General features: G+C 71.8%; 20 protein-coding genes. 5 read left to right on the top strand and 15 right to left on the bottom strand.

Translation table 11 applies throughout. From position 1 onward, the window contains the following. Positions 1–146: 146 nt before the first annotated feature. Positions 147–623, top strand: coding sequence for a bacterioferritin (gene bfr / locus ACFYZ4_RS07425; protein ID WP_030010525.1), 477 nt, complete (start codon positions 147–149; stop codon positions 621–623). Positions 624–651: 28 nt separating this feature from the next. On the opposite strand, the gene ACFYZ4_RS07420 is transcribed toward bfr, so the two are convergent. Both ACFYZ4_RS07420 and ACFYZ4_RS07415 read right to left on the bottom strand, forming a co-directional pair. Further along, the gene (locus ACFYZ4_RS07420) at positions 652–903 is read right to left on the bottom strand and encodes a (2Fe-2S)-binding protein (RefSeq protein ID WP_351303672.1); all 252 of its coding nucleotides are present in this window, start codon (positions 901–903) and stop codon (positions 652–654) included. Between the two features lie 166 nt (positions 904–1,069). Beyond that, positions 1,070–2,425, bottom strand: coding sequence for a class II 3-deoxy-7-phosphoheptulonate synthase (locus ACFYZ4_RS07415; RefSeq protein ID WP_351303669.1), 1,356 nt, complete (start codon positions 2,423–2,425; stop codon positions 1,070–1,072). A gap of 335 nt (positions 2,426–2,760) precedes the next feature. Between ACFYZ4_RS07415 and ACFYZ4_RS07410 the strand changes: the two genes are divergently transcribed. After that, positions 2,761–4,701: an anthranilate synthase family protein gene (locus ACFYZ4_RS07410; RefSeq protein WP_390783316.1), complete on the top strand. Its 1,941-nt coding sequence runs from the start codon at positions 2,761–2,763 to the stop codon at positions 4,699–4,701. 110 nt (positions 4,702–4,811) lie between these two features. On the opposite strand, the gene ACFYZ4_RS07405 is transcribed toward ACFYZ4_RS07410, so the two are convergent. From ACFYZ4_RS07405 to ACFYZ4_RS07385, 5 genes are all read right to left on the bottom strand, one after another. Then, the gene (locus ACFYZ4_RS07405; RefSeq protein ID WP_390783315.1) at positions 4,812–5,804 is read right to left on the bottom strand and encodes a 2-hydroxyacid dehydrogenase; all 993 of its coding nucleotides are present in this window, start codon (positions 5,802–5,804) and stop codon (positions 4,812–4,814) included. A gap of 71 nt (positions 5,805–5,875) precedes the next feature. Beyond that, positions 5,876–6,904, bottom strand: coding sequence for a 6-phosphofructokinase (locus ACFYZ4_RS07400; protein ID WP_351304172.1), 1,029 nt, complete (start codon positions 6,902–6,904; stop codon positions 5,876–5,878). A 155-nt stretch (positions 6,905–7,059) separates the two neighbouring features. After that, positions 7,060–7,737 (bottom strand): response regulator, encoded by a 678-nt coding sequence (locus ACFYZ4_RS07395; protein ID WP_390783314.1) that lies wholly within the window; start codon positions 7,735–7,737, stop codon positions 7,060–7,062. After that, positions 7,734–8,945: a MacS family sensor histidine kinase gene (macS, locus tag ACFYZ4_RS07390; RefSeq protein ID WP_351304178.1), complete on the bottom strand. Its 1,212-nt coding sequence runs from the start codon at positions 8,943–8,945 to the stop codon at positions 7,734–7,736. Before macS ends, ACFYZ4_RS07395 begins: the two co-directional genes overlap by 4 nt. Before the next feature lie 33 nt (positions 8,946–8,978). After that, positions 8,979–9,719 carry a lysophospholipid acyltransferase family protein gene (locus ACFYZ4_RS07385; RefSeq protein WP_390783437.1) on the bottom strand — a complete coding sequence of 247 codons (741 nt, stop codon included), beginning with the start codon at positions 9,717–9,719 and terminating at the stop codon, positions 8,979–8,981. Positions 9,720–9,889: 170 nt separating this feature from the next. Here ACFYZ4_RS07385 and ACFYZ4_RS07380 point away from each other — a divergent pair, with 170 nt between their 5' ends. Together ACFYZ4_RS07380 and ACFYZ4_RS07375 are read left to right on the top strand one after the other, a co-directional pair. Beyond that, a complete protein-coding gene (locus tag ACFYZ4_RS07380) occupies positions 9,890–10,669 on the top strand; it encodes an alpha/beta fold hydrolase (RefSeq protein ID WP_351304181.1) in 780 nt (259 codons plus the stop codon). Beyond that, on the top strand, positions 10,662–11,234 hold the full coding sequence (locus tag ACFYZ4_RS07375; protein WP_390783313.1) for a hypothetical protein: 573 nt from the start codon (positions 10,662–10,664) through the stop codon (positions 11,232–11,234). Before ACFYZ4_RS07380 ends, ACFYZ4_RS07375 begins: the two co-directional genes overlap by 8 nt. 97 nt (positions 11,235–11,331) lie before the next feature. Here ACFYZ4_RS07375 and ACFYZ4_RS07370 read toward each other — a convergent pair whose 3' ends face one another. From ACFYZ4_RS07370 to ACFYZ4_RS07345, 6 genes are all read right to left on the bottom strand, one after another. Further along, the gene (locus tag ACFYZ4_RS07370; protein WP_390783312.1) at positions 11,332–12,093 is read right to left on the bottom strand and encodes an endonuclease/exonuclease/phosphatase family protein; all 762 of its coding nucleotides are present in this window, start codon (positions 12,091–12,093) and stop codon (positions 11,332–11,334) included. A gap of 84 nt (positions 12,094–12,177) precedes the next feature. Further along, positions 12,178–13,119 carry an ROK family glucokinase gene (locus tag ACFYZ4_RS07365; RefSeq protein ID WP_030707421.1) on the bottom strand — a complete coding sequence of 314 codons (942 nt, stop codon included), beginning with the start codon at positions 13,117–13,119 and terminating at the stop codon, positions 12,178–12,180. Between the two features lie 61 nt (positions 13,120–13,180). Next, the gene (locus ACFYZ4_RS07360; RefSeq protein WP_351296725.1) at positions 13,181–13,636 is read right to left on the bottom strand and encodes a DUF5304 domain-containing protein; all 456 of its coding nucleotides are present in this window, start codon (positions 13,634–13,636) and stop codon (positions 13,181–13,183) included. A gap of 76 nt (positions 13,637–13,712) precedes the next feature. Next, a complete protein-coding gene (locus ACFYZ4_RS07355) occupies positions 13,713–14,870 on the bottom strand; it encodes an ArsA family ATPase (RefSeq protein ID WP_384348194.1) in 1,158 nt (385 codons plus the stop codon). A 34-nt stretch (positions 14,871–14,904) separates the two neighbouring features. After that, positions 14,905–15,345: an SRPBCC family protein gene (locus ACFYZ4_RS07350; RefSeq protein WP_030707427.1), complete on the bottom strand. Its 441-nt coding sequence runs from the start codon at positions 15,343–15,345 to the stop codon at positions 14,905–14,907. Positions 15,346–15,481: 136 nt separating this feature from the next. Then, a complete protein-coding gene (locus ACFYZ4_RS07345) occupies positions 15,482–16,303 on the bottom strand; it encodes a metallophosphoesterase (protein ID WP_390783436.1) in 822 nt (273 codons plus the stop codon). 255 nt (positions 16,304–16,558) lie between these two features. Here ACFYZ4_RS07345 and ACFYZ4_RS07340 point away from each other — a divergent pair, with 255 nt between their 5' ends. Beyond that, a complete protein-coding gene (locus ACFYZ4_RS07340; protein WP_390783311.1) occupies positions 16,559–18,358 on the top strand; it encodes an AMP-dependent synthetase/ligase in 1,800 nt (599 codons plus the stop codon). 12 nt (positions 18,359–18,370) lie between these two features. Here ACFYZ4_RS07340 and ACFYZ4_RS07335 read toward each other — a convergent pair whose 3' ends face one another. Continuing rightward, the gene (locus ACFYZ4_RS07335; protein ID WP_390783310.1) at positions 18,371–19,987 is read right to left on the bottom strand and encodes a GMC oxidoreductase; all 1,617 of its coding nucleotides are present in this window, start codon (positions 19,985–19,987) and stop codon (positions 18,371–18,373) included. 250 nt (positions 19,988–20,237) lie between these two features. Further along, positions 20,238–21,380, bottom strand: a complete 1,143-nt coding sequence (locus ACFYZ4_RS07330; RefSeq protein ID WP_351296717.1) for a glycosyltransferase family 4 protein — start codon at positions 21,378–21,380, stop codon at positions 20,238–20,240. Positions 21,381–21,384: the final 4 nt, after the last annotated feature.

The raw sequence follows: 21,384 nt of genomic DNA, 5'->3' as shown, positions 1-21,384 counted from the left end.
GCAAGTCACGGCAACTCCCACTAAGGAGGCACTTACTGGACGGCCTCCGGCGGCAGTGCAAGGATGCGCGCAGATCCCCCAGTGAGCACTGGGAGGTACCCCCAGCCCCGTCATGTAACTGACATTGCCTGGAAGGAGCCTCTGCGATGCAGGGCGACCCCGAGGTCCTTGAGTTTCTGAACGAGCAGCTGACCGGCGAGCTGACGGCCATCAATCAGTACTGGCTGCACTACCGCATCCAGGACAACAAGGGCTGGACCAAGCTCGCCAAGTACACGCGTGAAGAATCCATCGACGAGATGAAGCACGCGGACAAGATCACCGAGCGCATCCTGATGCTCGACGGCCTGCCGAACTACCAGCGGCTCTTCCACGTGCGCGTCGGACAGACGCTCACGGAGATGTTCCAGGCGGACCGCCAGGTCGAGGTCGAGGCCATCGACCGGCTCAAGCGCGGTATCGAGGTCATGCGCGGCAAGGGCGACATCACGTCGGCCCGCCTCTTCGAGGAGATCCTGGAGGACGAGGAGCACCACATCGACTACCTCGACACCCAGCTGGAGCTCATCGAGTCCCTGGGCGAGCCGCTCTACATCGCGCAGCTGATCGAGCAGCCGAGCTGACAGCCGGTCCGGAGGCCGGATCGACCGATCAGGCCGCTTCCGCCAGTGCGGGCGAACGCTCCGTCTCGGCGGCGAGCACGGCCGCCGCGTCACCCTTCTCCAGCAGCTCCCGGCGCGGGCAGGCGCCGCGGCCGAGTATGCCCTGGATGGTGCGCACGCAGGAGCCGCAGTCCGTGCCGGCCTTGGTGGCCGAGGCGATCTGCCGCGGGGTGCAGGCCCCGGCGGCCGCGTGGTCCTTGACCTGCTTGTCGGTGATCCCGAAGCAAGAGCAGACGTACACGCGGTTCACCTCCCTGGGCGGAATGGTTCGACGAGCCATCCCCTATTCGGTGAGGCTTACCTAACCGTACCCAAAGTTAGGGTCACCTAAAAGCCCTGGATACGACTGTGGGGCGCGGATCACATCGATCCGCGCCCCACAGTCGTACGAAGGTACTGACTGATCCCTACTGGTCCCGGTACATCTCCGCGACCAGGAACGCCAGGTCCAGGGACTGGCTGCGGTTGAGCCGCGGGTCGCAGGCCGTCTCGTAGCGCTGGTGCAGGTCGTCGACGAAGATCTCGTCGCCGCCGCCCACGCACTCGGTGACGTCGTCACCGGTGAGCTCGACGTGGATGCCGCCCGGGTGGGTGCCCAGCGCCTTGTGGACCTCGAAGAAGCCCTTGACCTCGTCGAGCACGTCGTCGAAACGGCGCGTCTTGTGGCCGGAGGCCGCCTCGAAGGTGTTGCCGTGCATCGGGTCGGTGACCCAGCCGACGACCGCACCGGAGGCGGTGACCTTCTCGACCAGCTCGGGGAGCTTGTCGCGGACCTTGTCGGCGCCCATGCGGACGACGAAGGTCAGCCGGCCCGGCTCGCGCTCGGGGTCCAGGCGGTCGATGTACGTCAGCGCCTCGTCCACCGTGGTGGTGGGGCCGAGCTTGATGCCGATCGGGTTGGCGATCTGCGAGCAGAACTCGATGTGCGCGTGGTCCAGCTGGCGGGTGCGCTCACCGATCCAGACCATGTGGCCCGAGGTGTCGTACAGCTTGCCGGTACGCGAGTCGGTGCGGGTCAGCGCGCCCTCGTAGTCGAGCAGCAGCGCCTCGTGGGAGGCGTAGAACTCGACGGCCTTGAACTCGGCCGGGTCGGTGCCGCACGCCTTCATGAAGTTCAGCGCGTTGTCGATCTCCCGCGCCAGCTGCTCGTACCGCTGACCGGACGGGGAGGACTTCACGAAGTCCTGGTTCCAGGCGTGCACCTGGCGCAGGTCGGCGTAACCACCGGTGGTGAAGGCACGCACCAGGTTGAGCGTGGAGGCGGAGGCGTTGTACATGCGCTTCAGCCGCTCGGGGTCCGGGATCCGGGCCTCTTCGGTGAAGGCGAAGCCGTTGACGGAGTCGCCGCGGTAGGTCGGCAGGGTGACGCCGTCGCGGGTCTCGGTGTCCTTGGAGCGCGGCTTGGAGTACTGGCCCGCGATGCGGCCGACCTTGACGACCGGCACGGAGGCCGCGTACGTCAGTACGGCACTCATCTGGAGCAGCGTCTTCAGCTTGGCGCGGATGTGTTCGGCGGACACGCCGTCGAAGGCCTCGGCACAGTCGCCGCCCTGGAGGAGGAACGCCTCGCCCTTGGCGACGGCTCCCAAACGGGCACGCAGCTGGTCGCATTCACCCGCGAAAACCAGCGGAGGATACGACTCGAGGTCCGCGACGACAGCGCGCAGAGCCTCGGCATCGGGGTACGAAGGCTGCTGCGCCGCGGGAAGGTCTCGCCAGGTCGCCTTGGCGGCGGGGGCTTGGGTTTCAGCGTTCACGGTCACCTCGTACACATTACGGCGTCATACGGCCCATCCCGCCCTCCGCCCACAACGTGAGACGGTCCTGCTCGAAGGCAGGGGGACCCCTGCGGAACGGAATCCATGGTTCAGCTCACGCCGTGAGACGGATCCGGCGCCGCGGGGCCGCCCTGGGCTAAGGTGCCTCCCATGTACGCGCACTCGAACCAGAACTGGTGGTGGCCCGCTCCCGGCGGCCCACTTCTCGCGCGTACCTGAGACGACACGACACGCGACGACGCGAAGGCCGCCCCGAGGGGCGGCCTTCCGTGTTTCCGACGCGGGCGCGCCGTTCCTCCCACCGGAAGGACGCCCCGCCCATGGCCCCCAGGCCCCTGAACCGACCGAGCCGACCGAACCTGCCGGACCAGCCGAACCCGTCGGACCGGCTGAGCCGCCTGCTCGACGACTCCTGCCCGCCGTTCGCCCTGCTGCGCCGGCGCACCCCCGGCCGCGACCACGACACCGTCGAGGTGCTGATCGGCGCCGTCCACGAGGCCGAACACCTCGCCGACCTGCCCGTCCGTGAGCTGCCCACCCTCGCGCTCGTCCCCTTCCGGCAGATCCGGGAGCGCGGGTTCGACGTACGCGACGACGGCACGCCGCTGAGCGTGCTGGCCGCCGAGGAGGCGTACGAGATCCCGCTCGCCGAGGCGCTGGCCGCGCTGCCGGCGCACGAGGTGCGGGTCGAGGGCGGCGGCTTCGACGTCCCCGACGCGCAGTACGCGGCCACGGTCGAGCGGGTCATCGAGGACGAGATCGGCCGCGGCGAGGGCGCGAACTTCGTCATCCGGCGCACCTACGAGGGCCGCATCGACGGCTTCGGCCGGGCCGACGCCCTCGCCCTGTTCCGGCGGCTGCTGCTGGGCGAGCGCGGCGCGTACTGGACGTACGTCGTCCACACCGGCGAGCGGACCCTGGTCGGGGCCAGCCCCGAGGTGCACGTGCGGATGTCCGGGGGCACCGTCGTGATGAACCCGATCAGCGGCACCTACCGGTATCCGGCCGGGGGCCCCACCGTGGACTCCCTCCTCGCCTTCCTCGGCGACAGCAAGGAGACCGAGGAACTGTCGATGGTCGTCGACGAGGAACTCAAGATGATGTGCACCGTCGGCGATCGCGGCGGGGTCGTCGTCGGACCGCGGCTGAAGGAGATGTCCCACCTCGCGCACACCGAGTACGAGCTGCGCGGGCGCTCCTCGCTGGACGTGCGGGAGGTGCTGCGCGAGACGATGTTCGCGGCGACGGTCACCGGCTCGCCGGTGCAGAACGCCTGCCGCGTGATCGAGCGGTACGAGAGCGGCGGCCGCGGCTACTACGCGGGGGCCCTGGCACTGCTCGGGCAGGACGCGGCCGGGGCGCAGACGCTGGACTCCCCCATCCTGATCCGCACCGCCGACATCGCCCCGGACGGCACGCTGCGGGTGCCTGTCGGCGCCACGCTCGTACGGCACTCCGACCCGGCGGGCGAGGTCGCGGAGACGCACGCGAAGGCGGCGGGGGTGCTGGCGGCGCTCGGGGTGCGGCCGGCCGCACCCCGGCCGGCCTTCGAGGGCGCGCGGCTGGCGGACGACCCGCGGGTGCGGGCGGCCCTGGCGGCCCGGCGGTCGGACCTGGCCCCCTTCTGGCTGCGCATGCAGGAGCGGCCGTCCTCCCTGACCGGCCACGCGCTGGTGGTGGACGGCGAGGACACCTTCACGGCGATGCTGGCGCACGTCCTGCGGGTGGCCGGGCTGGAGGTGACCGTACGCCGCTACGACGATCCGGGGCTGCGGGCGGCGGCCCTGTCCTGGGCGGGCCCGATCGTCCTGGGCCCCGGCCCGGGCAACCCGGCGGACGCCTCGGACCCCAAGATGCGGATGCTGCGCGCGCTGGCGGCGGAACTGCTGGCCGGGCACCGGCACGGGCTGGTCGGGGTCTGCCTGGGGCACGAGCTGCTGGCGGCCGAGCTGGGGCTGCCGCTGATCCGCAAGGCGGAACCGGCGCAGGGGGCGCAGACCCGGATCGACCTGTTCGGGGCGGAGGAGGTGGTCGGGTTCTACAACACGTACACGGCACATTGCGACGAAGCGGGTGAGAGCCGGCTGGCGGATGCGGGCGTCGAGGTGTCCCGCGACCCGGCGACCGGGGAGGTCCACGCACTTCGCTCTGCGGCGGGCTTCGCGGGGGTCCAGTTCCACCCGGAGTCCGTGCTCACCCTCCGCGGCGCGGATCTGCTGCGCGAGCTCCTGACCGGCGTGATGGCCCCGGCCCCGGCGTAACTGCCGAGCCACCGCTGCGCGGGGGCTCCTGGGGCTCCGCCCCAGACCCCGCTCCTCAAACGCCGGAGGGGCTGGATCTGCGCAGCGGCCCCGGCCCTGGGCCGGCGGTATCAGGACGGCACGAGGGTGTTCTCGGAGCGGCGGCCCGTCAGGTAGTCCGTGACGTTGGCGACGGTGGTGGCGATGATCTGGCCCACCGCGTCGCGCGTGTAGTACGCCTGGTGCGAGGTCACCACCACGTTCGGGAAGGTGACCAGTCGCGCCAGGGTGTCGTCCTCGACGGCCTCCAGGGACTTGTCCAGGAAGAAGACGCCGGCCTCGGCCTCGTAGACGTCGAGGCCGACGCCGGCGAACCGGCCCGCCCGCAGCTGCGCGACCAGCGCGTCGGTGTCGATCAGCCCGCCGCGGCTGGAGTTGATCAGGATCGCGTCGTCCCGCATCAGCTCCAGCGCCGCCGCGTCGACGATGCGGCGCGTGGCGTCCAGCAGCGGCACGTGCAGGCTGATCAGGTCCGAGGACGCGAACAGCTCTTCCTTGTCCACGTACTTCATGCCGAGCTCCACGCACGCCGGGTTCCGCGCCACGTCCCAGCCCAGCAGGTTCATGCCGAAGCCGTGCGCGATCCGGGTGAACGCCTCCCCGATCTTGCCGGTGCCGAGCACGCCCACCGTGCGGCCGTGCATGTCGCGGCCCATCAGCCCGTCCAGGCGGAAGTCGAAGTCCCTGGTCCGGGTCGCGGCCCGGACGATCCGCCGGTTCACCGCCATCGCCAGGGTCCAGGCGAACTCGGCCACCGAGTACGGCGAGTAGTACGACACCCGGCTCACCGTCAGCCCGAGCTGCCGCGCGACGTCCAGGTCGATGTTGTTGAAGCCGGTGGAGCGCTGGGCGATCATCCGGGTCCCGCCGGCGGCCAGGATCCGCAGCACGCGCCCGCTCAGGTCGGCGTTGACGCTCGACGAGACCACCTCGTACCCGGCCGCGATGGGCGCGGTGTCCTCGTTGAGGAAGACGTCCAGGCAGCGCACCTCGTGCAGGCCCGCGAACGCCGCCTCCAGCATCGGCTTTTCGTCCGCCTGCACGCCGAATGCGAGGATCTCCACGTTGACTCCCGTACGCCGGACCATGGGCCGTTCGTCACGATACGACCCATGGTGCGCGAACACCCGGCGGCTCAGCCGAAGAAGACCCCCACCTCCTTGTAGAGCGCGGGGTCCACCGTCTTCAGCCGCGCCGTCGCCTCCGCGATCGGCACCCGGACGATGTCCGTTCCCTGGAGCGCGACCATCTTGCCGAAGTCCCCGTCGTGCACCGCGTCGATCGCGTGCAGCCCGAAACGGGTCGCCAGCCACCGGTCGAAGGCGCTGGGCGTGCCGCCGCGCTGGATGTGCCCGAGGACGGTCGTACGGGCCTCCTTGCCGGTCCGCGCCTCGATCTCCTTGGCCAGCCACTCGCCCACGCCCGACAGCCGGACGTGCCCGAAGGAGTCCTTGGTGGCGTCCTTCAGCACCAGGTCCCCGTCCTTGGGCATCGCGCCCTCGGCGACCACGACGATCGGGGCGTAGCTCGCCTTGAAGCGGGAGGTCACCCAGGCGCACACCTCGTCCATGTCGAAGCGCTGCTCCGGGATGAGGATGACGTTGGCGCCGCCCGCGAGGCCCGAGTGCAGTGCGATCCAGCCGGCGTGCCGGCCCATGACCTCGACGACGAGCACCCGCATGTGCGACTCGGCCGTGGTGTGCAGCCGGTCGATCGCCTCGGTCGCGATGCCGACGGCGGTGTCGAAGCCGAAGGTGTAGTCCGTGGCGGACAGGTCGTTGTCGATCGTCTTGGGCACGCCGACGCAGGGGATGCCGTACTCCTCGTACAGCTTGGCGGCGACGCCGAGGGTGTCCTCGCCGCCGATCGCGACGAGCGCGTCCACCTCGTACTTCGCGAGGTTGTCCTTGATGTCGCGCACCCCGTTCTCCGTCTTGAACGGGTTGGTGCGCGAGGAGCCGAGGATGGTGCCGCCGCGGGGCAGGATGCCGCGGACGGCGGGGATGTCGAGCGGGATGGTCCTCCCCTCGATCGCGCCCCGCCAGCCGTCCTTGAACCCGACGAACTCGCAGCCGTACTCCTGGGTGCCCTTGCGGACGACGGCCCTGATCACCGCGTTGAGCCCGGGGCAGTCTCCGCCACCGGTCAGCACTCCGACCTTCATTGCATCTCCCTTCGCCATGACGGTCACGCTAGTGGTGACGCAGGTCACAGCAAGGGTCCTGAAGGGGTCAATTCCGGTGGAATCGCGGGGCGTTGCGTACGCCCGTTCACTCGTACGAGGGCGAAAGTGTGATCGACGCCCGGTGACGGGGGTGCCTACGCGTCGTCGAGGCCCCGCTCTATGGCGTACCGGACCAGCTCCACGCGGTTGTGCAACTGCAGCTTGCCCAGGGTGTTCTGGACGTGGTTCTGCACGGTGCGGTGGGAGATGACCAGCCGCTCCGCGATCTGCTTGTACGAGAGCCCCTTGGCCACCAGGCGCAGCACCTCGGTCTCGCGCTCCGTCAGTTGCGGCGCCTTCGGCTCGTCGGAGGCGGTCGGCGCCGGGTCGGTGGCGAGGCGCCGGTACTCGCCGAGCACCAGCCCGGCCAGGCCCGGGGTGAAGACCGGGTCGCCGGCCGCGGTGCGGCGGACCGCGTCGATGAGCTCCTGGGCGCCGGCGGACTTCAGCAGGTAGCCGGTCGCGCCGGACTTCACCGCCTCCAGGACGTCCGCGTGCTCACCGCTGGCGGACAGCACCAGGACGCGCAGCGCGGGGTGGGCGCCGACCAGTTCCTTGCAGACCTGCACGCCGGGCATGCCGGGCAGGTTGAGGTCGAGGACCAGGACGTCGGGGGTGACGGCGCGGGCCCGGCGTACCGCCTCGGGGCCGTCACCGGCGGTCGCCACGACGTCGAAGCCGGCGGCGGCCAGGTCGCGGGCGACCGCGTCCCGCCACATCGGGTGGTCGTCGACGACCATCACCCTGATCTCGTGCGGTTCCTTCGTGCTCATTGGGTCCTCCCCCTCGGTACCTTCAGTTCCACTTCGGTGCCCTGTCCGGGGACGGACACCAGATCGGCGCTGCCGCCGAGGTCGCGCAGTCGGCCCCGGATCGACAGGGCCACTCCCATCCGGCCCTCGCCCTCCGCCTGGTCGAGCCGGCCCGCCGGAATGCCCGGGCCGTCGTCGCGGACGGTCACGATCACCTCGTCGCCCCAGTCCTCGACCAGGATCCAGGCCCTGGCCCCCTCGCCCGCGTGCTTGCGCACGTTGTCGAGGGCGGCGCCGACCGCCGCGGCCAGCTCCTTCGCGGCGGGCACCGGCAGCGGCACCGGGGTGCCCGGCTCGGCGAAGCTCACCCGGGACCCGGCGTGCGGGGCGAGGAGCGTGCGCAGGTCCAGCTCACCGTCGTCGGCGCCCGAATCGTCCACCTCGTACGTGTCCACCAGCGCGCCGCGCGACTCGTCGGAGGAGACCCGGGAGGGGCGCGCCAGGCCGGTGGTGACCAGCGTGCGCAGCGCCACCTCCTGCTCCCCCGCCATCCGTCCCAGCTCGGCGGCCTCCCCGCCCACCTCGGCGCCGCGCCGCTGGACCATGGCGAGGACCTGGAGGACCCCGTCGTGGATGTCGCGGGCGAGGCGCTCGCGCTCGCGGGTGGCGGCCTCGATCTCCAGGGCGCGGGCGAGGGTGTTCTCACTGGCCCGGGCGACCTCGACGACGTAGCCGATGGCCACGGAGGAGACCCAGACGAGCAGCACGTTGTGCAGGGCGTCCCGGGTGGGCTGGCCGCCGTGGATGAGGATGGTGGCCGCGGCCACGAAGGTGGAGGCGAAGCAGGCCCAGCGCCAGCCGCCCTTGATGGCGAACCCGAGGACCGCGCCCCCGGTCCAGATCGTGGGGAGGGTGGGACCGCCCCCGGTGATCCGCTCGTGGGTGTCGGCGAGCGGGGTCAGCCCGATCCCGACGATGGCGACGGTGAGGTCGGCGACGAGGAAGCCCTTGGTACAGCTGGCGGCGTTGGCCACCTTCGAGGTGGTGGCCAGGGTCCAGACGGCGAGGCAGGCGAGGTAGCCGGCCGCGATCCAGGGGTGCGGGTACCGCTTGTAGGCGGAGGCGAACAGCAGCACCGCGTAGACCATCGTCAGCAGCCGGTACACCGTCAGGGCACGCCAAAGCGGCTGCTCGACCGACATGCGTACGACGCGTTCGCGTTTCGCCATCTCCCCCACCCCCTGCGGGCGGTACCGCCCGACCTACTCCGGCTTGCCGTCGGCCTTCTCGGCCTTGCCGGTCTTCTCCGCCTTCTCGGCCTTCTCGGCCTTCTCCGCATCGGCCATCTGGCGCTTCGCCGCCGTCGCGTAGATGTCGACGTACTCCTGGCCGGAGAGCTTCATGATCTCGTACATGACCTCGTCGGTCACCGAACGCAGGATGAAGCGGTCGCCGTCCATGCCGTGGTAGCGGCTGAAGTCCAGCGGCTTGCCGATCCGGATGCCCGGGCGCATCAGCTTGGGCACCACCTTGCCGGGCGGCTGGATCTTCTCGGTGTCGATCATCGCCACCGGGATCACGGGGGCGCCGGTGGCCAGGGCCACGCGGGCCAGACCGCCGGGCTTGCCTCGGTACAGGCGTCCGTCGGGTGAACGCGTGCCCTCGGGGTAAATACCGAACAGCTCCCCCCGCTCGATGACCTCGATGCCGCTCTTGATCGCGGCCTCGCCGGCCCCGCGCGCACCGGAGCGGTCCACCGGGAGCTGGCCGACGCCCTTGAAGAAGGCGGCCGTCAGCTTGCCCTTGACACCCGGGGAGGTGAAGTACTCCGCCTTCGCGATGAAGGTGACCTTCCGGTCCAGCACGGCCGGAAGGAAGAAGGAGTCGGAGAAGGACAGGTGGTTGCTCGCGAGGATCGCCGGCCCCTCCGCGGGAATGTTCTCGAGGCCCTCCACCCACGGCCTGAAAGCGAGCTTCAGTGAACCGCCGATGGAGAACTTCATTGCGCCGTAGATCAACTCGAAAGCCTTCCTGTGTCTGTCGAACAGACCATAACCCCTGGCTCACGCGGCAGCGGCCCGACGACCCTGGCCGGTGCCACCCCGGTCGCGTACGGTGAAGTCACACAGAGCAACGCACCCACCCGGCGTACGTCATGATCAAGGAGACCCTGGTGCCCGTCCTCCCTGGAGCCGAGCCGTTCCGCCACGAGGGCGGAGAGGTCGGCGTCCTCCTCTGCCACGGCTTCACCGGTTCCCCGCAGTCGCTGCGCCCCTGGGCCGAGCATCTCGCCGGGCAGGGACTCACGGTGTCGCTGCCGCTGCTCCCCGGACACGGGACGCGCTGGCAGGACATGCAGCTCACGGGCTGGCAGGACTGGTACGCGGAGGTCGACCGCGCCCTGCGGGAGCTGCTGGACCGGTGCGAGCAGGTGTTCGTCTTCGGGCTGTCGATGGGCGGCGCGCTGACGCTGCGGCTGGCCGCCAAGCACGGGGACGCCATCAGCGGCATCGTGCTCGTCAACCCGGCGAACAAGGTGCACGACCCGCTGGCCGTGGCCCTTCCGGTGGCCAAGCACTTCATCCGGTCGACGCCGGGCATCGCCAGCGACATCGCGAAGCCGGGCTCGGAGGAGGTCGGCTACGACCGCGTCCCGACCCGGGCCGCGCACTCGCTGAAGAAGTTCCTGCAGCTCGTGGACGCCGACCTGCCGCAGGTCACGCAGCCGCTGCTGCTGCTGCACAGCCCGCAGGACCACGTTGTACCGCCCGTCGACTCCGCGCGGATCCTGGCCCGGGTCTCCTCGACGGACGTCACCGAGACCCTCCTGGAACAGAGCTACCACGTCGCGACGTTGGACCATGACGCGGAGCGGATCTTCGCGGACAGCTATGCGTTCGTCGGCCGACTGGCGGAGAGCGTGGGCAGGGAGGGGGCGGAGGCCGGTGGCTGAGCACGAGGAGCAGTCGGGCGGAGTCCCGCCGCTCGACGAGGAAGCGGCGTGGGCGGCGATCGTCGCCGGGTACGGGCAGGAGCCGCCGGACCCGCCGGGGGCCCGGCCGTTCAAGCCGATCGAGAACCTCCTCCTGCCGGAGGAGGACGTCAAGCCGCTGCCGGCCGCCCCTGAGGCGGGACCGGAGCCGAAGGCCGAACCCGAGCCGCCGGCCGCGGGGCTGGGCAGCTCGGTGGTCTTCGCCCCGGGCGTGGGCATGGCGGGCCCCCGGGACCACTCGCTGGCGGAACCGCAGGAGGACGACCTGACTCCGGCGGACGAGGGCCACTTCGTCCAGCCGGAGCCGGAGCTGCCGCCGGCGGACACGACGTCGAAGTTCGCGTGGCTCGCGGTGGTCGGCGGGCCGGTGCTGCTGCTGCTCGCGGTGCTGTTGCAGTGGGACATGACGTGGTGGCTGACGACGCTCGGCATCGGCGGCTTCCTGGGCGGGTTCGCGACGCTGGTCGCACGCATGCAGCACGGTGACGACGAGGACGACGACCCCGGCCGCGGAGCCGTGGTCTGACCGTTCGCCCTGGGCTCCGCCCAGACCCCTGGGGCTCCGCCCCGGACCCCCGCTCCTCATACGCCGGAGGGGCTGGATTTTCCAGCCCCTCCGGGAGTTACGGCGCAGCCGGTAGGTGGAGGGCTGCCAGGACCGGGAGGTGGTCCGTGGCCGCCGCCAGGTCCCCGGGGGTCACTCCGGGCAGTCCCACCGGTACGCCACAGCCCAGCACCTCCACCCCCTTCGTCGCGAACACCGCGTCGATCCGGCGGGCCGGCGCCGACACCGGGAAGGTCTGTTCCCCGCCCCAGGGGGCCGCTGACCAGCAGTCCTGCAGCGTGCCCGCGAGACGGGCGAAGGCCGGGCCGTCCGGGGTCTCGTTCACGTCGCCCGCGGCGATCACGTGGGGAACATCCATCGCCGCGGCCCGGTCCAGCAGCATCGCCGCCTGGGCGACCCGCTCCCCCCGGTCCAGGGAAAGGTGCGCGCTGACCAGCCCCGCGCGGGCCGCGCCGATGCGGACCACCGCCGTGGCGAAGCCCCGACGATGCAGACCGGGGGTGCGCGGCAGCAGGACGTCCTCCGTCCGCTCCACGAAGACCCGCAGCGAGCACAGCAGCAGCGGCCCGGCCGCCGTCCCGCCCCCGCTCAGCACCACCAGGTCGCATTTCGCGGCGAGTCGCGCCGCGTGTTTGCGCCACCGGAAGAACCGCGGCGCCTCCTGGACGAAGACGAGGTCGGGCTCGCACGCCCGGATGACCCGGGCCAGCGCCTCCTCGTCGTCGCGCAGCGAGCGGATGTTGTAGCTGAGTACCCGGATCACGGCAGAACCGTCGGGCTCCGTACGGGACTTCGGCAGCGAGGGCAGCAACTGGTCCATGTACCGCAAGATACGCAGCCGCCCGCCGCTCCCCCAAGGGGCGCGGCGGGCGGGACGGGTGGAAGGCGCGTCGGCCCCGGCGCGTCAGCCCTGGCGGGCCAGGTCCGCGGCGCCGACGAGGCCGGCCTTGCCGCCGAGCTGTGCGGCGAGCACCTGCGCGTGCGGTCGCCAGGCGCCGCCGACCAGCCAGCGCTTGAAGGACTTGCGGATCGGGTCGAGGACGAGGTCGCCCTCGTCGGAGACCCCGCCGCCGACGATGAAGGCCGACGGGTCGAAGAGCGAGGCCAGGTCGGCGAGGCCGGCTCCGGCCCAGCGGGCCAGCTCGCGGAAGGCGTCGATGGCGACCAGGTCGCCCTGCCGGGCGGCCTCGCTGATGTGCTTGCCCTCGATGCCCTCGGGGGTGCCGTCGCCGAGCGCGAGGAGGACCGTCGCGTTCTCGGGGGTGGCGTTGGCGCGCTGCTTCGCGTACCGGACGAGGGCGCGCCCGGAGGCGTACTGCTCCCAGCAGCCCTGGCTTCCGCAGCCGCACAGCAGACCGTCCGGGACGACCCGGATGTGCCCGAACTCGGCGGCGACGCCGAAGCGTCCGCGGCGCAGCTTGTTGCCGATGATGATGCCGCCGCCCAGGCCGGTGCCGAGCGTGATGCAGATGACGTCGTCGTGGCCCTGGCCGGCGCCGAAGCGGTACTCGCCCCAGGCGGCGCAGTTCGCGTCGTTCTCGACGACGACGGGCAGGCCGATGCGCTGCTCGACCTTGTCCTTCAGCGGCTCGTGGCGCCAGTTGATGTTCGGCGCGAAGAGTACGGTCGCGCGCTTGTCGTCCACGTATCCGGCGGCGCCGATGCCGACGGCGTCGATGGTGTGGTTGCTGCTGACCTCGGAGACGGCGGCGCAGATGGCCTCCGTCACTCCGTCCGCGGTCGGCGGGGTGGGCACCTTGTACGTCTCAAGGATCGTGCCCTCTTCGTCGACCACGCCGGCCGCGATCTTCGTGCCGCCGATGTCGACGCCGATGGTGAGTCCCATTAGTCCCTCGGTTTCCGGTCAAACCCCGCCACGGCCAACGGTACCCGAGGGCGGCGGGCCCTCAGTCGAGATCGATCCGCTCGGCCGGGCCCGCGTCGGGGCCGTCGTCGCGCGGGTCGCGCTCGCGGCGCGGCGCGGGAGGGGTGTCCTGGGTCCAGCGGCGCTCGTGGCCCTCGACGGCCGAGCGGTAGGCGGCGAGGAGCTCGGAGCCGGCGGCCGCGAGGTGGTCGAAGACCTCGGGGTTGCGCTCGATGACGGGCTTGGCGGCGGTCTTGGCCTGGTCGACGATCTGGCGCACCGCGCCCTGGGCGGCCACGCCGAACAGCGGGTTGTTCAGCCCGGAGACCTTGTCGGCGACGGCTTCGAAGAGCTTGAAGAGCTCCTCGGCGGCGGTTCCGGTGCCGGCCGAGCCGGCCCGGTCCTGTCCTCGCATGCGCTCCTTCTCGGCGGCGAGGTCCTCGGCGCAGGCCTTGGCCCAGGCGTCGTCGTCGGTGGGGCGGTCGGTGGCCTCGCTCATGGCGGACTCTCCTGCGGCGGCTGCTTGACGTGCGGTACGGGCTACCTTCGACGGTACCCGAACGGGGGTACGCGGTTCACTGCGCGCGGGGCCACAGCCCCGGGTCCGGGGTGAAGCGGATGCGGAGCTCGCCCGCGGCCAGGGCGGCGCCGGAGACGGTGCAGCGGCGCAGCGCCGCGGGAAGCGGAACGATCCTGCGGTACGGGCCGGCGGTGAGCAGCAGCTCGTCGCCGCGGCGTACGAGGTCGAGGTCGCGCTTGTGCGCGCCGGGCAGGGGTACCACCCACACGAGCACCCCGTCCGCGGCGAGCCGGTCCTCGACGGCCCAGGCCGTGCGGGGTGCGGGGGCTGCCGGGAGGAGCCCGTCGGCGGCGGCGAGCCGGTCCAGGTCCTGCGGGCCGCGCGGGTCCCGGCCGAGGTGGGCGAGCGTGACGACGGGGATCTCCCCGGCCCACTCGGCGGCGTACTTCTCCTGCTGGGCGGCGAGCCCGGCGAGCCAGGGGTCGGCGGAGCCCTGCGGCACCGTCCGGTTGGCGACGAGGTCGCGGACGGGGAGCTGCTGGAGGGCGAGCCCGAGCCGTCCGAGCCGCAGCGCGTCGGCGGCGGCCGGTCCCGGTTCGGCGACCAGGCGCAGTTCGGTGGTGTCGGCCTCGACGACGGCCTGGACGGCGGCGAGCTCCTCGTCCCAGCGGGCGGCGGCCTCGTAGAGCCACTGCGCGGGCATGGGCACACCGGCGAGCTGGGCCAGTACGGGCCGCAGGGCGCGGGCTGCCTGCTTCTCGGCGGGGAGCAGCCGGGTGAGGTAGCGGCGCAGCTGGGCGGGCAGGGCCAGGGTGGAGAGGGTCTGGTGGAGCGGGGGCATGTCGACGACGACGAGGTCGGTGCCGGGTGCGGCGGCGGCCCGCCGCAGGGCGCGCAGCAGGGCGAACTGCTCGGCGCCGGGCAGCTCGGTGAGCTCCTCGGCCCCGAGCGGGCGGGCGCCGACCATGGCGAGGAGCGCGGATCCGCGCTCCTGCAGGGCGACGAGCTCCTCGCGGAACTCCTCGCCGGAGTCGACCCGGGCCACCCGCAGGCCGGGGAGGGGCTCCTCCCCGGTCAGGGCGGCGAGCGGGTCGCCGACGTCGCCGGACAGCAGCAGCACCCGCCGGCCGTGGCGGGCCGCGGCGAGGGCGGTGGCCGCGGCCACGGTGGTCCGCCCGGCCCCACCGGGGCCGGTGATCAGCAAGGTGTGCATGTGCGGGTGCCTACTGCCGGGTTTCTACGGGTGCTCAGACGGATTCGACGCGCTTCTTCAGGCCCGCCAGCGCCCGGTCGATGATGACCTTCTCCGCCTTGCGCTTGATCATGCCGAGCATGGGGATCTTGACGTCCACGGTCAGCTGGTAGGTGACCTCGGTACGCTTGCCGCCGTCCACCGGGGCCAGCCGGTACGAGCCGTCCAGCTGGCGCAGCATCTGGGACTTGTCCAGGGTCCAGCTGACCTCGTCCGTGCCCTTCCAGGTGTAGGCGAGGGTGTGGTCGTCCTTGATCGCGCCGGCGTCGAGCAGCAGGCGGACCTTCTCGGCGCGCCCCTCGGCGTCGGTGGCCAGCACCTCGGCCTCCTTCACCTCGCCGGTCCATTCGGGGTAGCGGGCGAAGTCGGCGATCACGGCCATCACGTCGCTGGGCGCAGCCTCGATCGTGATGCTTGAGCTGGTGTGTTCCGCCATCGCGGTGGCTCCTCCGTGGAGTGTTTCGAGGATGTGTGCGGCCGCCGGCCGCCGCGTGAAGGCTACCGCGCGTGCGGACTCCGCCACTCCAGGGCCTCCCCCGGCCCGCTGGGGACCGTCGTGAACCGGCCGCCGGTCACCATTCCAGCACCCACGGGCGGCCGGTGGCGGCGAAGTGGCCGACGTTCACGCACTCCGTGGCCCCGATCCGCATCCGCCGCGCCAGCGGCTGGTGCACGTGCCCGAAGAGGGCGTACCGGGGGCGGGTGCGGCGGATGGCGGCCAGCAGGGCCTCGCTGCCGCGTTCGAACCGGCGCGCGACCGTGTCGTAGCAGAGCTCGGGCACCTCCGGCGGGATGTGGGAGCACAGCACGTCCACCTCGCCGAGCGCCTCCACCTTGGCGGCGTACTCCTCGACGTCCACCTCGTACGGGGTCCGCATCGGCGAGGGCAGTCCGCCGCCGACGAAGCCGAAGACGCGGCCGCCGATCTCCACCCGCTGGCCGTCGAGCACGGTCAGGCCGTCGCGGTCGGCGTATTCCGGCCACAGACCCGGGATGTCGACATTGCCGTAGGTGGCGTACGTCGGGTTCGGGAAGGCGGCGAACATCTCGGCGTACTGGCGGCGCACCGCGCCCTCGATCAGCCGGTCCCGGTCCAGCCCGGCCCACAGCCGCCGCCCGAAGGCGTGGGCCTCCTCGAACCGGCGCGCGGTGCGCAGCTCGACGATCCGGTCGGCGCTCTCGACGCCGAACAGGTCGGGGAAGATCCCGCGCGAGTGGTCGGCGTAGTCGAGGAAGAGGACGAGGTCGCCGAGGCAGATCAGGGCGTCGGCCCCTTCTCCCGCACGGGCGAGGGCCTCGGTGTTGCCGTGCACGTCGCTCACGACGTGGACCCGTGTGCGGCCCGGTCCGCCGGTCCGGCTCGATCCGCTCGCGCCGCTCTGCCCGCTCCGCATGCTGCCACCCATGCCGACCACCCTAGGGGCGCCCGGCAACGCCTGGTAGAGGGGGTGGGAGACGGGGTCGGACCTGCGGTTACTTCCGAGTCGCCGAAGGGGTCGACTAGTGTCGGCACGTGAGGGCCAGGCAGTGCAAGGACAGAATGTGACGCACGGAACATCTGGCCGGTTCCCTCTATCGGGAACCCACTACCGGTGGGTAACGTCCGCTCGGTCCACATGGTGGCGATGGCGCCCAGAGGAGCAGCAGTCTTGCGCGAGTTCAGCCTTCCGGCCCTGTACGAGGTCCCGTCGGACGGGAACCTGACGGATCTCATCCGCCGCAACGCCGCTCAGCATCCCGACACCGCCGTCATGAGCCGCAAGGCCGCCGACGGCCGGTGGCAGGACGTGACCGCGACGGAGTTCCTGGCCGAGGTCCGCGCCGCGGCCAAGGGCCTCATCGCGGCCGGCATCCGGCCCGGCGACCGGGTCGCCCTCATCTCCCGCACCCGCTACGAGTGGGTGCTGTTCGACTTCGCGATCTGGAGCGCGGGCGGCGTCACCGTCCCCGTGTACGAGACCAGCTCCCCCGAGCAGGTCCAGTGGATCCTCGGCGACTCCGGCGCCGCGGCGGTCATCGTGGAGAGCCCGGCGCACAGCGCGTCCGTGGCCTCGCTGCGCGACCGCCTCCCGGAGCTGCGCGAGGTCTGGGAGATCGAGCAGGGTGCGCTGGAGACGCTGAAGGCGGCCGGCGCGGGGATCACCGACGAAGAGGTCGAGGAGCGCAGCAGCCTCGCCAACGCCGACGACCCGGCCACCATCGTCTACACCTCGGGCACCACCGGCCGCCCCAAGGGCTGCGTGCTGACCCACCGCAACTTCTTCGCGGAGTGCGGCAACGCGGTGGAGCGCCTGAGCCCGCTGTTCAAGACCGGCGAGTGCTCGGTGCTGCTGTTCCTGCCGGCCGCGCACGTCTTCGGGCGCCTGGTCGAGGTGGCCGCCGTGCTGGCGCCGATCCGGCTGGGCTGCGTACCGGACATCAAGAACCTCACCGATGAGCTGCAGTCCTTCCGGCCCACGCTGATCCTCGGCGTCCCGCGCGTCTTCGAGAAGGTCTACAACTCGGCACGCGCCAAGGCGCAGGCCGACGGCAAGGGCAGGATCTTCGACGCGGCGGCCGAGACGGCGATCGCGTACAGCCGCGCGCTGGACACCCCGCGCGGCCCGTCCTTCGGCCTGAAGCTGAAGCACAAGGTCTTCACGAAGCTGGTCTACAGCAAGCTGCACGCCGTCCTCGGCGGCCGCGGCGAGTACGCGATCTCCGGCGGCGCCCCGCTGGGCGAGCGGCTCGGGCACTTCTTCCGCGGCATCGGCTTCACGGTGCTGGAGGGCTACGGCCTGACCGAGTCCTGCGCCGCGACCACCTTCAACCCGTGGGACAAGCAGAAGATCGGTACGGTCGGCCAGCCCATGCCGGGCTCCGTGGTGCGCATCGCGGACGACGGCGAGGTGCTGCTGCACGGCGAGCAGATCTTCACGGGGTACTGGAAGAACGAGACGGCGACCGCGGAGGCGCTGGCCGACGGCTGGTTCCACACCGGCGACGTCGGCACCCTCGACGAGGACGGCTACCTCACGATCACCGGGCGCAAGAAGGAGCTCATCGTCACGGCGGGCGGCAAGAACGTGGCCCCCGCGGTGATCGAGGACCGGATCCGGGCGCACGCGCTGGTCGCGGAGTGCATGGTGGTGGGCGACGCGAGGCCGTTCGTGGCCGCGCTGGTCACCATCGACGAGGAGTTCCTCGGCCGCTGGGCCGCGGAGAACGGCAAGCCGGCCGGGGTCACGGCGGCGGAGCTGCGCGAGGACGCGGACCTCATCGCCGCCGTCCAGAAGGCCGTGGACGACGGCAACGCGGCGGTATCCAAGGCGGAATCGGTGCGGAAATTCCGCATTCTGCCCTCCCAGTTCACGGAAGAGTCGGGCCACATCACGCCGTCGCTGAAGCTGAAGCGCAACGTGGTGGCGAAGGACTTCGCGGACGAGATCGAGGCGCTGTACCGGGGCTAGCCCTGGTCGTCGTTACCTCGGGTCCTCGGCGAGGATTCGGGCCATGTTCCGCTCCGCGAGGGCGGTGATGGTCACGAACGGGTTCACGCCGAGCGACCCGGGGATCAGGGAGCCGTCCACGACGTACAGCCCCTGATAGCCCTTCGCGCGTCCGTACACGTCGGTGGCGTCGCCGAGCACGCAGCCGCCGAGCGGGTGGTAGGTGAAGTTGTCGGCGAAGGCCCTGTTGCCGCCGAAGAGGTCGTACCGGTACATCGTGAAGTTCCGCCAGTTGACGCGGTCGAAGAGGTTCTTCGCCGCGTTGACCGAGGGCGTGTTCTGGTCCCTGCGCCAGTTGAGGCGGGCCGAGTCGGTGGCGGCGTCGTAGGTGAAGTGCCCGCGCTCCGGGTTCTTCGTGATGGCCAGGTACATCGAGATCCAGTGCTCCAGTCCCATGGGGAGCGGGGCGATCTCGGCGAAGACCGGGTTGGCGGCGTTGTCCCAGTCGTCGATGCCCATGGCGGGCATGGTGGCCTGGTTGGCGCCGACCGTGTCCCAGAGGTGGTTGGCGCGGGCGGTCATGATGTTGCCGTTGGGGCCCCAGCCGCGCCCGACCTTCTCGTTCAGCGCGGGCAGGGCGCCGGTCTCGCGGGCCCGCAGCAGGATCTCGGTGGTGCCGAGACTGCCCGCCCCGAGGAAGAGCTGCCGGCAGCCGAGCTCGCGGACCTGGGTGACCCGTCCGGTCACATCGCTGGTCTGCACGGTCAGCACGTACCCCCCGGCGGGGTCCTGCCGTACGCCGACCACGCGCTGCATGGTCTCGATGGTGACGTTGCCGGTGCCGAGGGCGGCGGCGAGGTAGGTCTTGTCGACGCTCTTCTTCCCGTGGTTGTTGCCGTAGATGACCTCGCCGGCCAGCGCCGACCTGGGGACGGTGCCGGCCGCCTCGCGCTTCATGTACGCGAAGTCGTAGACGTTGGGCACGAAGACGGTCTTCAGGCCGGTGTTCTGGGCGTGCTTGCGGGAGATCCGGGCGAAGCGGTACCACTCCGTGGACTCGAACCAGGCCGGGTCGATGTCGTTGACGCCGAGCATGGCGCGGGCGCGGGGGTAGTACGTGCCGTACATCTCGTCGGCGTTGACCTGGGGCAGCACCTCGGAGAAGTACGAGCGGCGGGGGGTGGGCGCCATACCGCCGTTGACCAGGGAACCTCCGCCGACGCCGCGGCCCACGTACACGGACATGTCGCCGTAGTTCACCCGGTCCAGCACGCCCGGGTAGGGGCTGATGTCGCGGTTGACCACGTCGAGCCAGAGGAACTGGGCGAGCGGGGCCTCGGTGCGGGTGCGGAACCACATGGAGCGGTGGTCGGGCGCGGAGGTGGAGGGGAACACCTTGCCGTCGGGCCCGGGCCCGTCCCAGAGCCGGCCCATTTCGAGGACGACGGTCCGCACGCCCGCCTGCCCGAGCCGCAGCGCGGCGACGGCGGAGCCGTAACCGGAGCCGACGACGATGGCGGGGGCGTACTGGGCTGCGGCCGGCTCGGCGGCAGCGGCGGAGGCGAGGCCGATCCGGGTGAACCCGAGGGCGGAGGCGGTCGAGAGGGCGCCGAGCCCCAGGAGGTGACGGCGCGTCAGTTGGGGTGTCATGGCCGCATCATGGGCGGAATCCGGCCGTCCGCCCAGACGCGGTATTGACAGACATCTGAGGAACAGTCAGACGTGGCTGCGCAGTCCGTCGGCTGCGGCGCCGCTGCCGGTGGCCGGCCCCCGGACCCCCGCGCCTCAAACGCCGGAGGGGCTGAAATTGTCAGCCGGCGCCGGCAAAAATCCAGCCCCGCCGGCGTTTGAGGCGCGGGGTCTGGGGCGGAGCCCCGGCAGCGGCGCCGCAGCCGCACGGCTACAGCAGCTCGCGCAGGCGGTCGGCCAGGAGGTCCCAGCGCCATTTCTCCTCGACCCACGCGCGGCCGCGCTCGCCCATGCGGGCGCGCAGGTCCGGGTCCTGCAGCAGGGTGACGATGCGGTCCGCCGCATCCTCGGGGGCGTCGCCCCGGACGACCCAGCCCGTCTCGCCGTCCAGCACCGCGTCCGGCGCCCCGCCGGAGTCGCCCGCGATCACCGGCAGACCCGTGGCCGAGGCCTCCAGGTAGACGATGCCGAGCCCTTCCACGTCCAGCCCGCCCCGCCGGGTCCGGCACGGCATCGCGAAGACGTCGCCCGCGCCGTAGTGGGCGGGCAGTTCGGACCACGGGACCGCCCCCGTGAAGACCACCGAGTCCGCGACGCCCGTCGAGACCGCGCGTGCCCGCAGGTCCGCCTCGTACGGCCCGCCGCCCACGATCAGCAGCACCGCGTCCGGCACCGCCGCCAGGATCCGCGGCATCGCCTCGATCAGCGTGTCCTGCCCCTTGCGGGGAACGAGGCGCGAGACGCAGACGACCACCGGGCGGTCGGTCAGCCCGAGCCGCGCCCGGACCTCCGCTCCGCCCGATTCCGGGTGGAAGGTCTTCTCGTCGACCCCCGGCGGGAGTTGCACCATCCGGGCCGCCGCCCGGTCCGTCACCGCCGAGGCGATCCGCGAGCGCGTGTACTCGCCCAGGTAGGTCAGCGTGTCCGTGCCCTCGCCGATCCGTCGCAGCAGTTGCCGCGCCGCCGGCAGCTGGGCCCAGCCCGCCTCGTGCCCGTGCGTGGTCGCCACGATCCGCCGGGCGCCCGCGCGCCGCAGCGCCGGACCCATCAGACCGAGCGGGGCCGCCGCCCCGAACCACACGGACTCGCAGCCGTGTTCGCGCAGCAGGCCCACCGCCCGCCGCGTCACGCGCGGGGTCGGCAGCAGCATCGTCGTCCGGTCGCGGACCACCTGGAACGGCTGCTCCGCGTCGAAGGCGGCGGTGGCCTCGCGGCCCTCCGCGCTGTGCTTCCACGTGGAGGCGTAGACGACGATGCGGTCGGGATCCAGCCTCAGTGCCATGTTGTGCAGGAAGGCCTGGATGCCGCCGGGTCGCGGCGGGAAGTCGTTGGTCACGATCAGCGTCTTGTGCATCGCT

The sequence above is a fragment of the Streptomyces sp. NPDC001513 genome (assembly GCF_042894695.1).
Lineage (GTDB): Bacteria > Actinomycetota > Actinomycetes > Streptomycetales > Streptomycetaceae > Streptomyces.
Note: the sequence above shows the minus strand (reverse complement) of the source record. Positions and strands in the feature narration are given on the sequence as shown.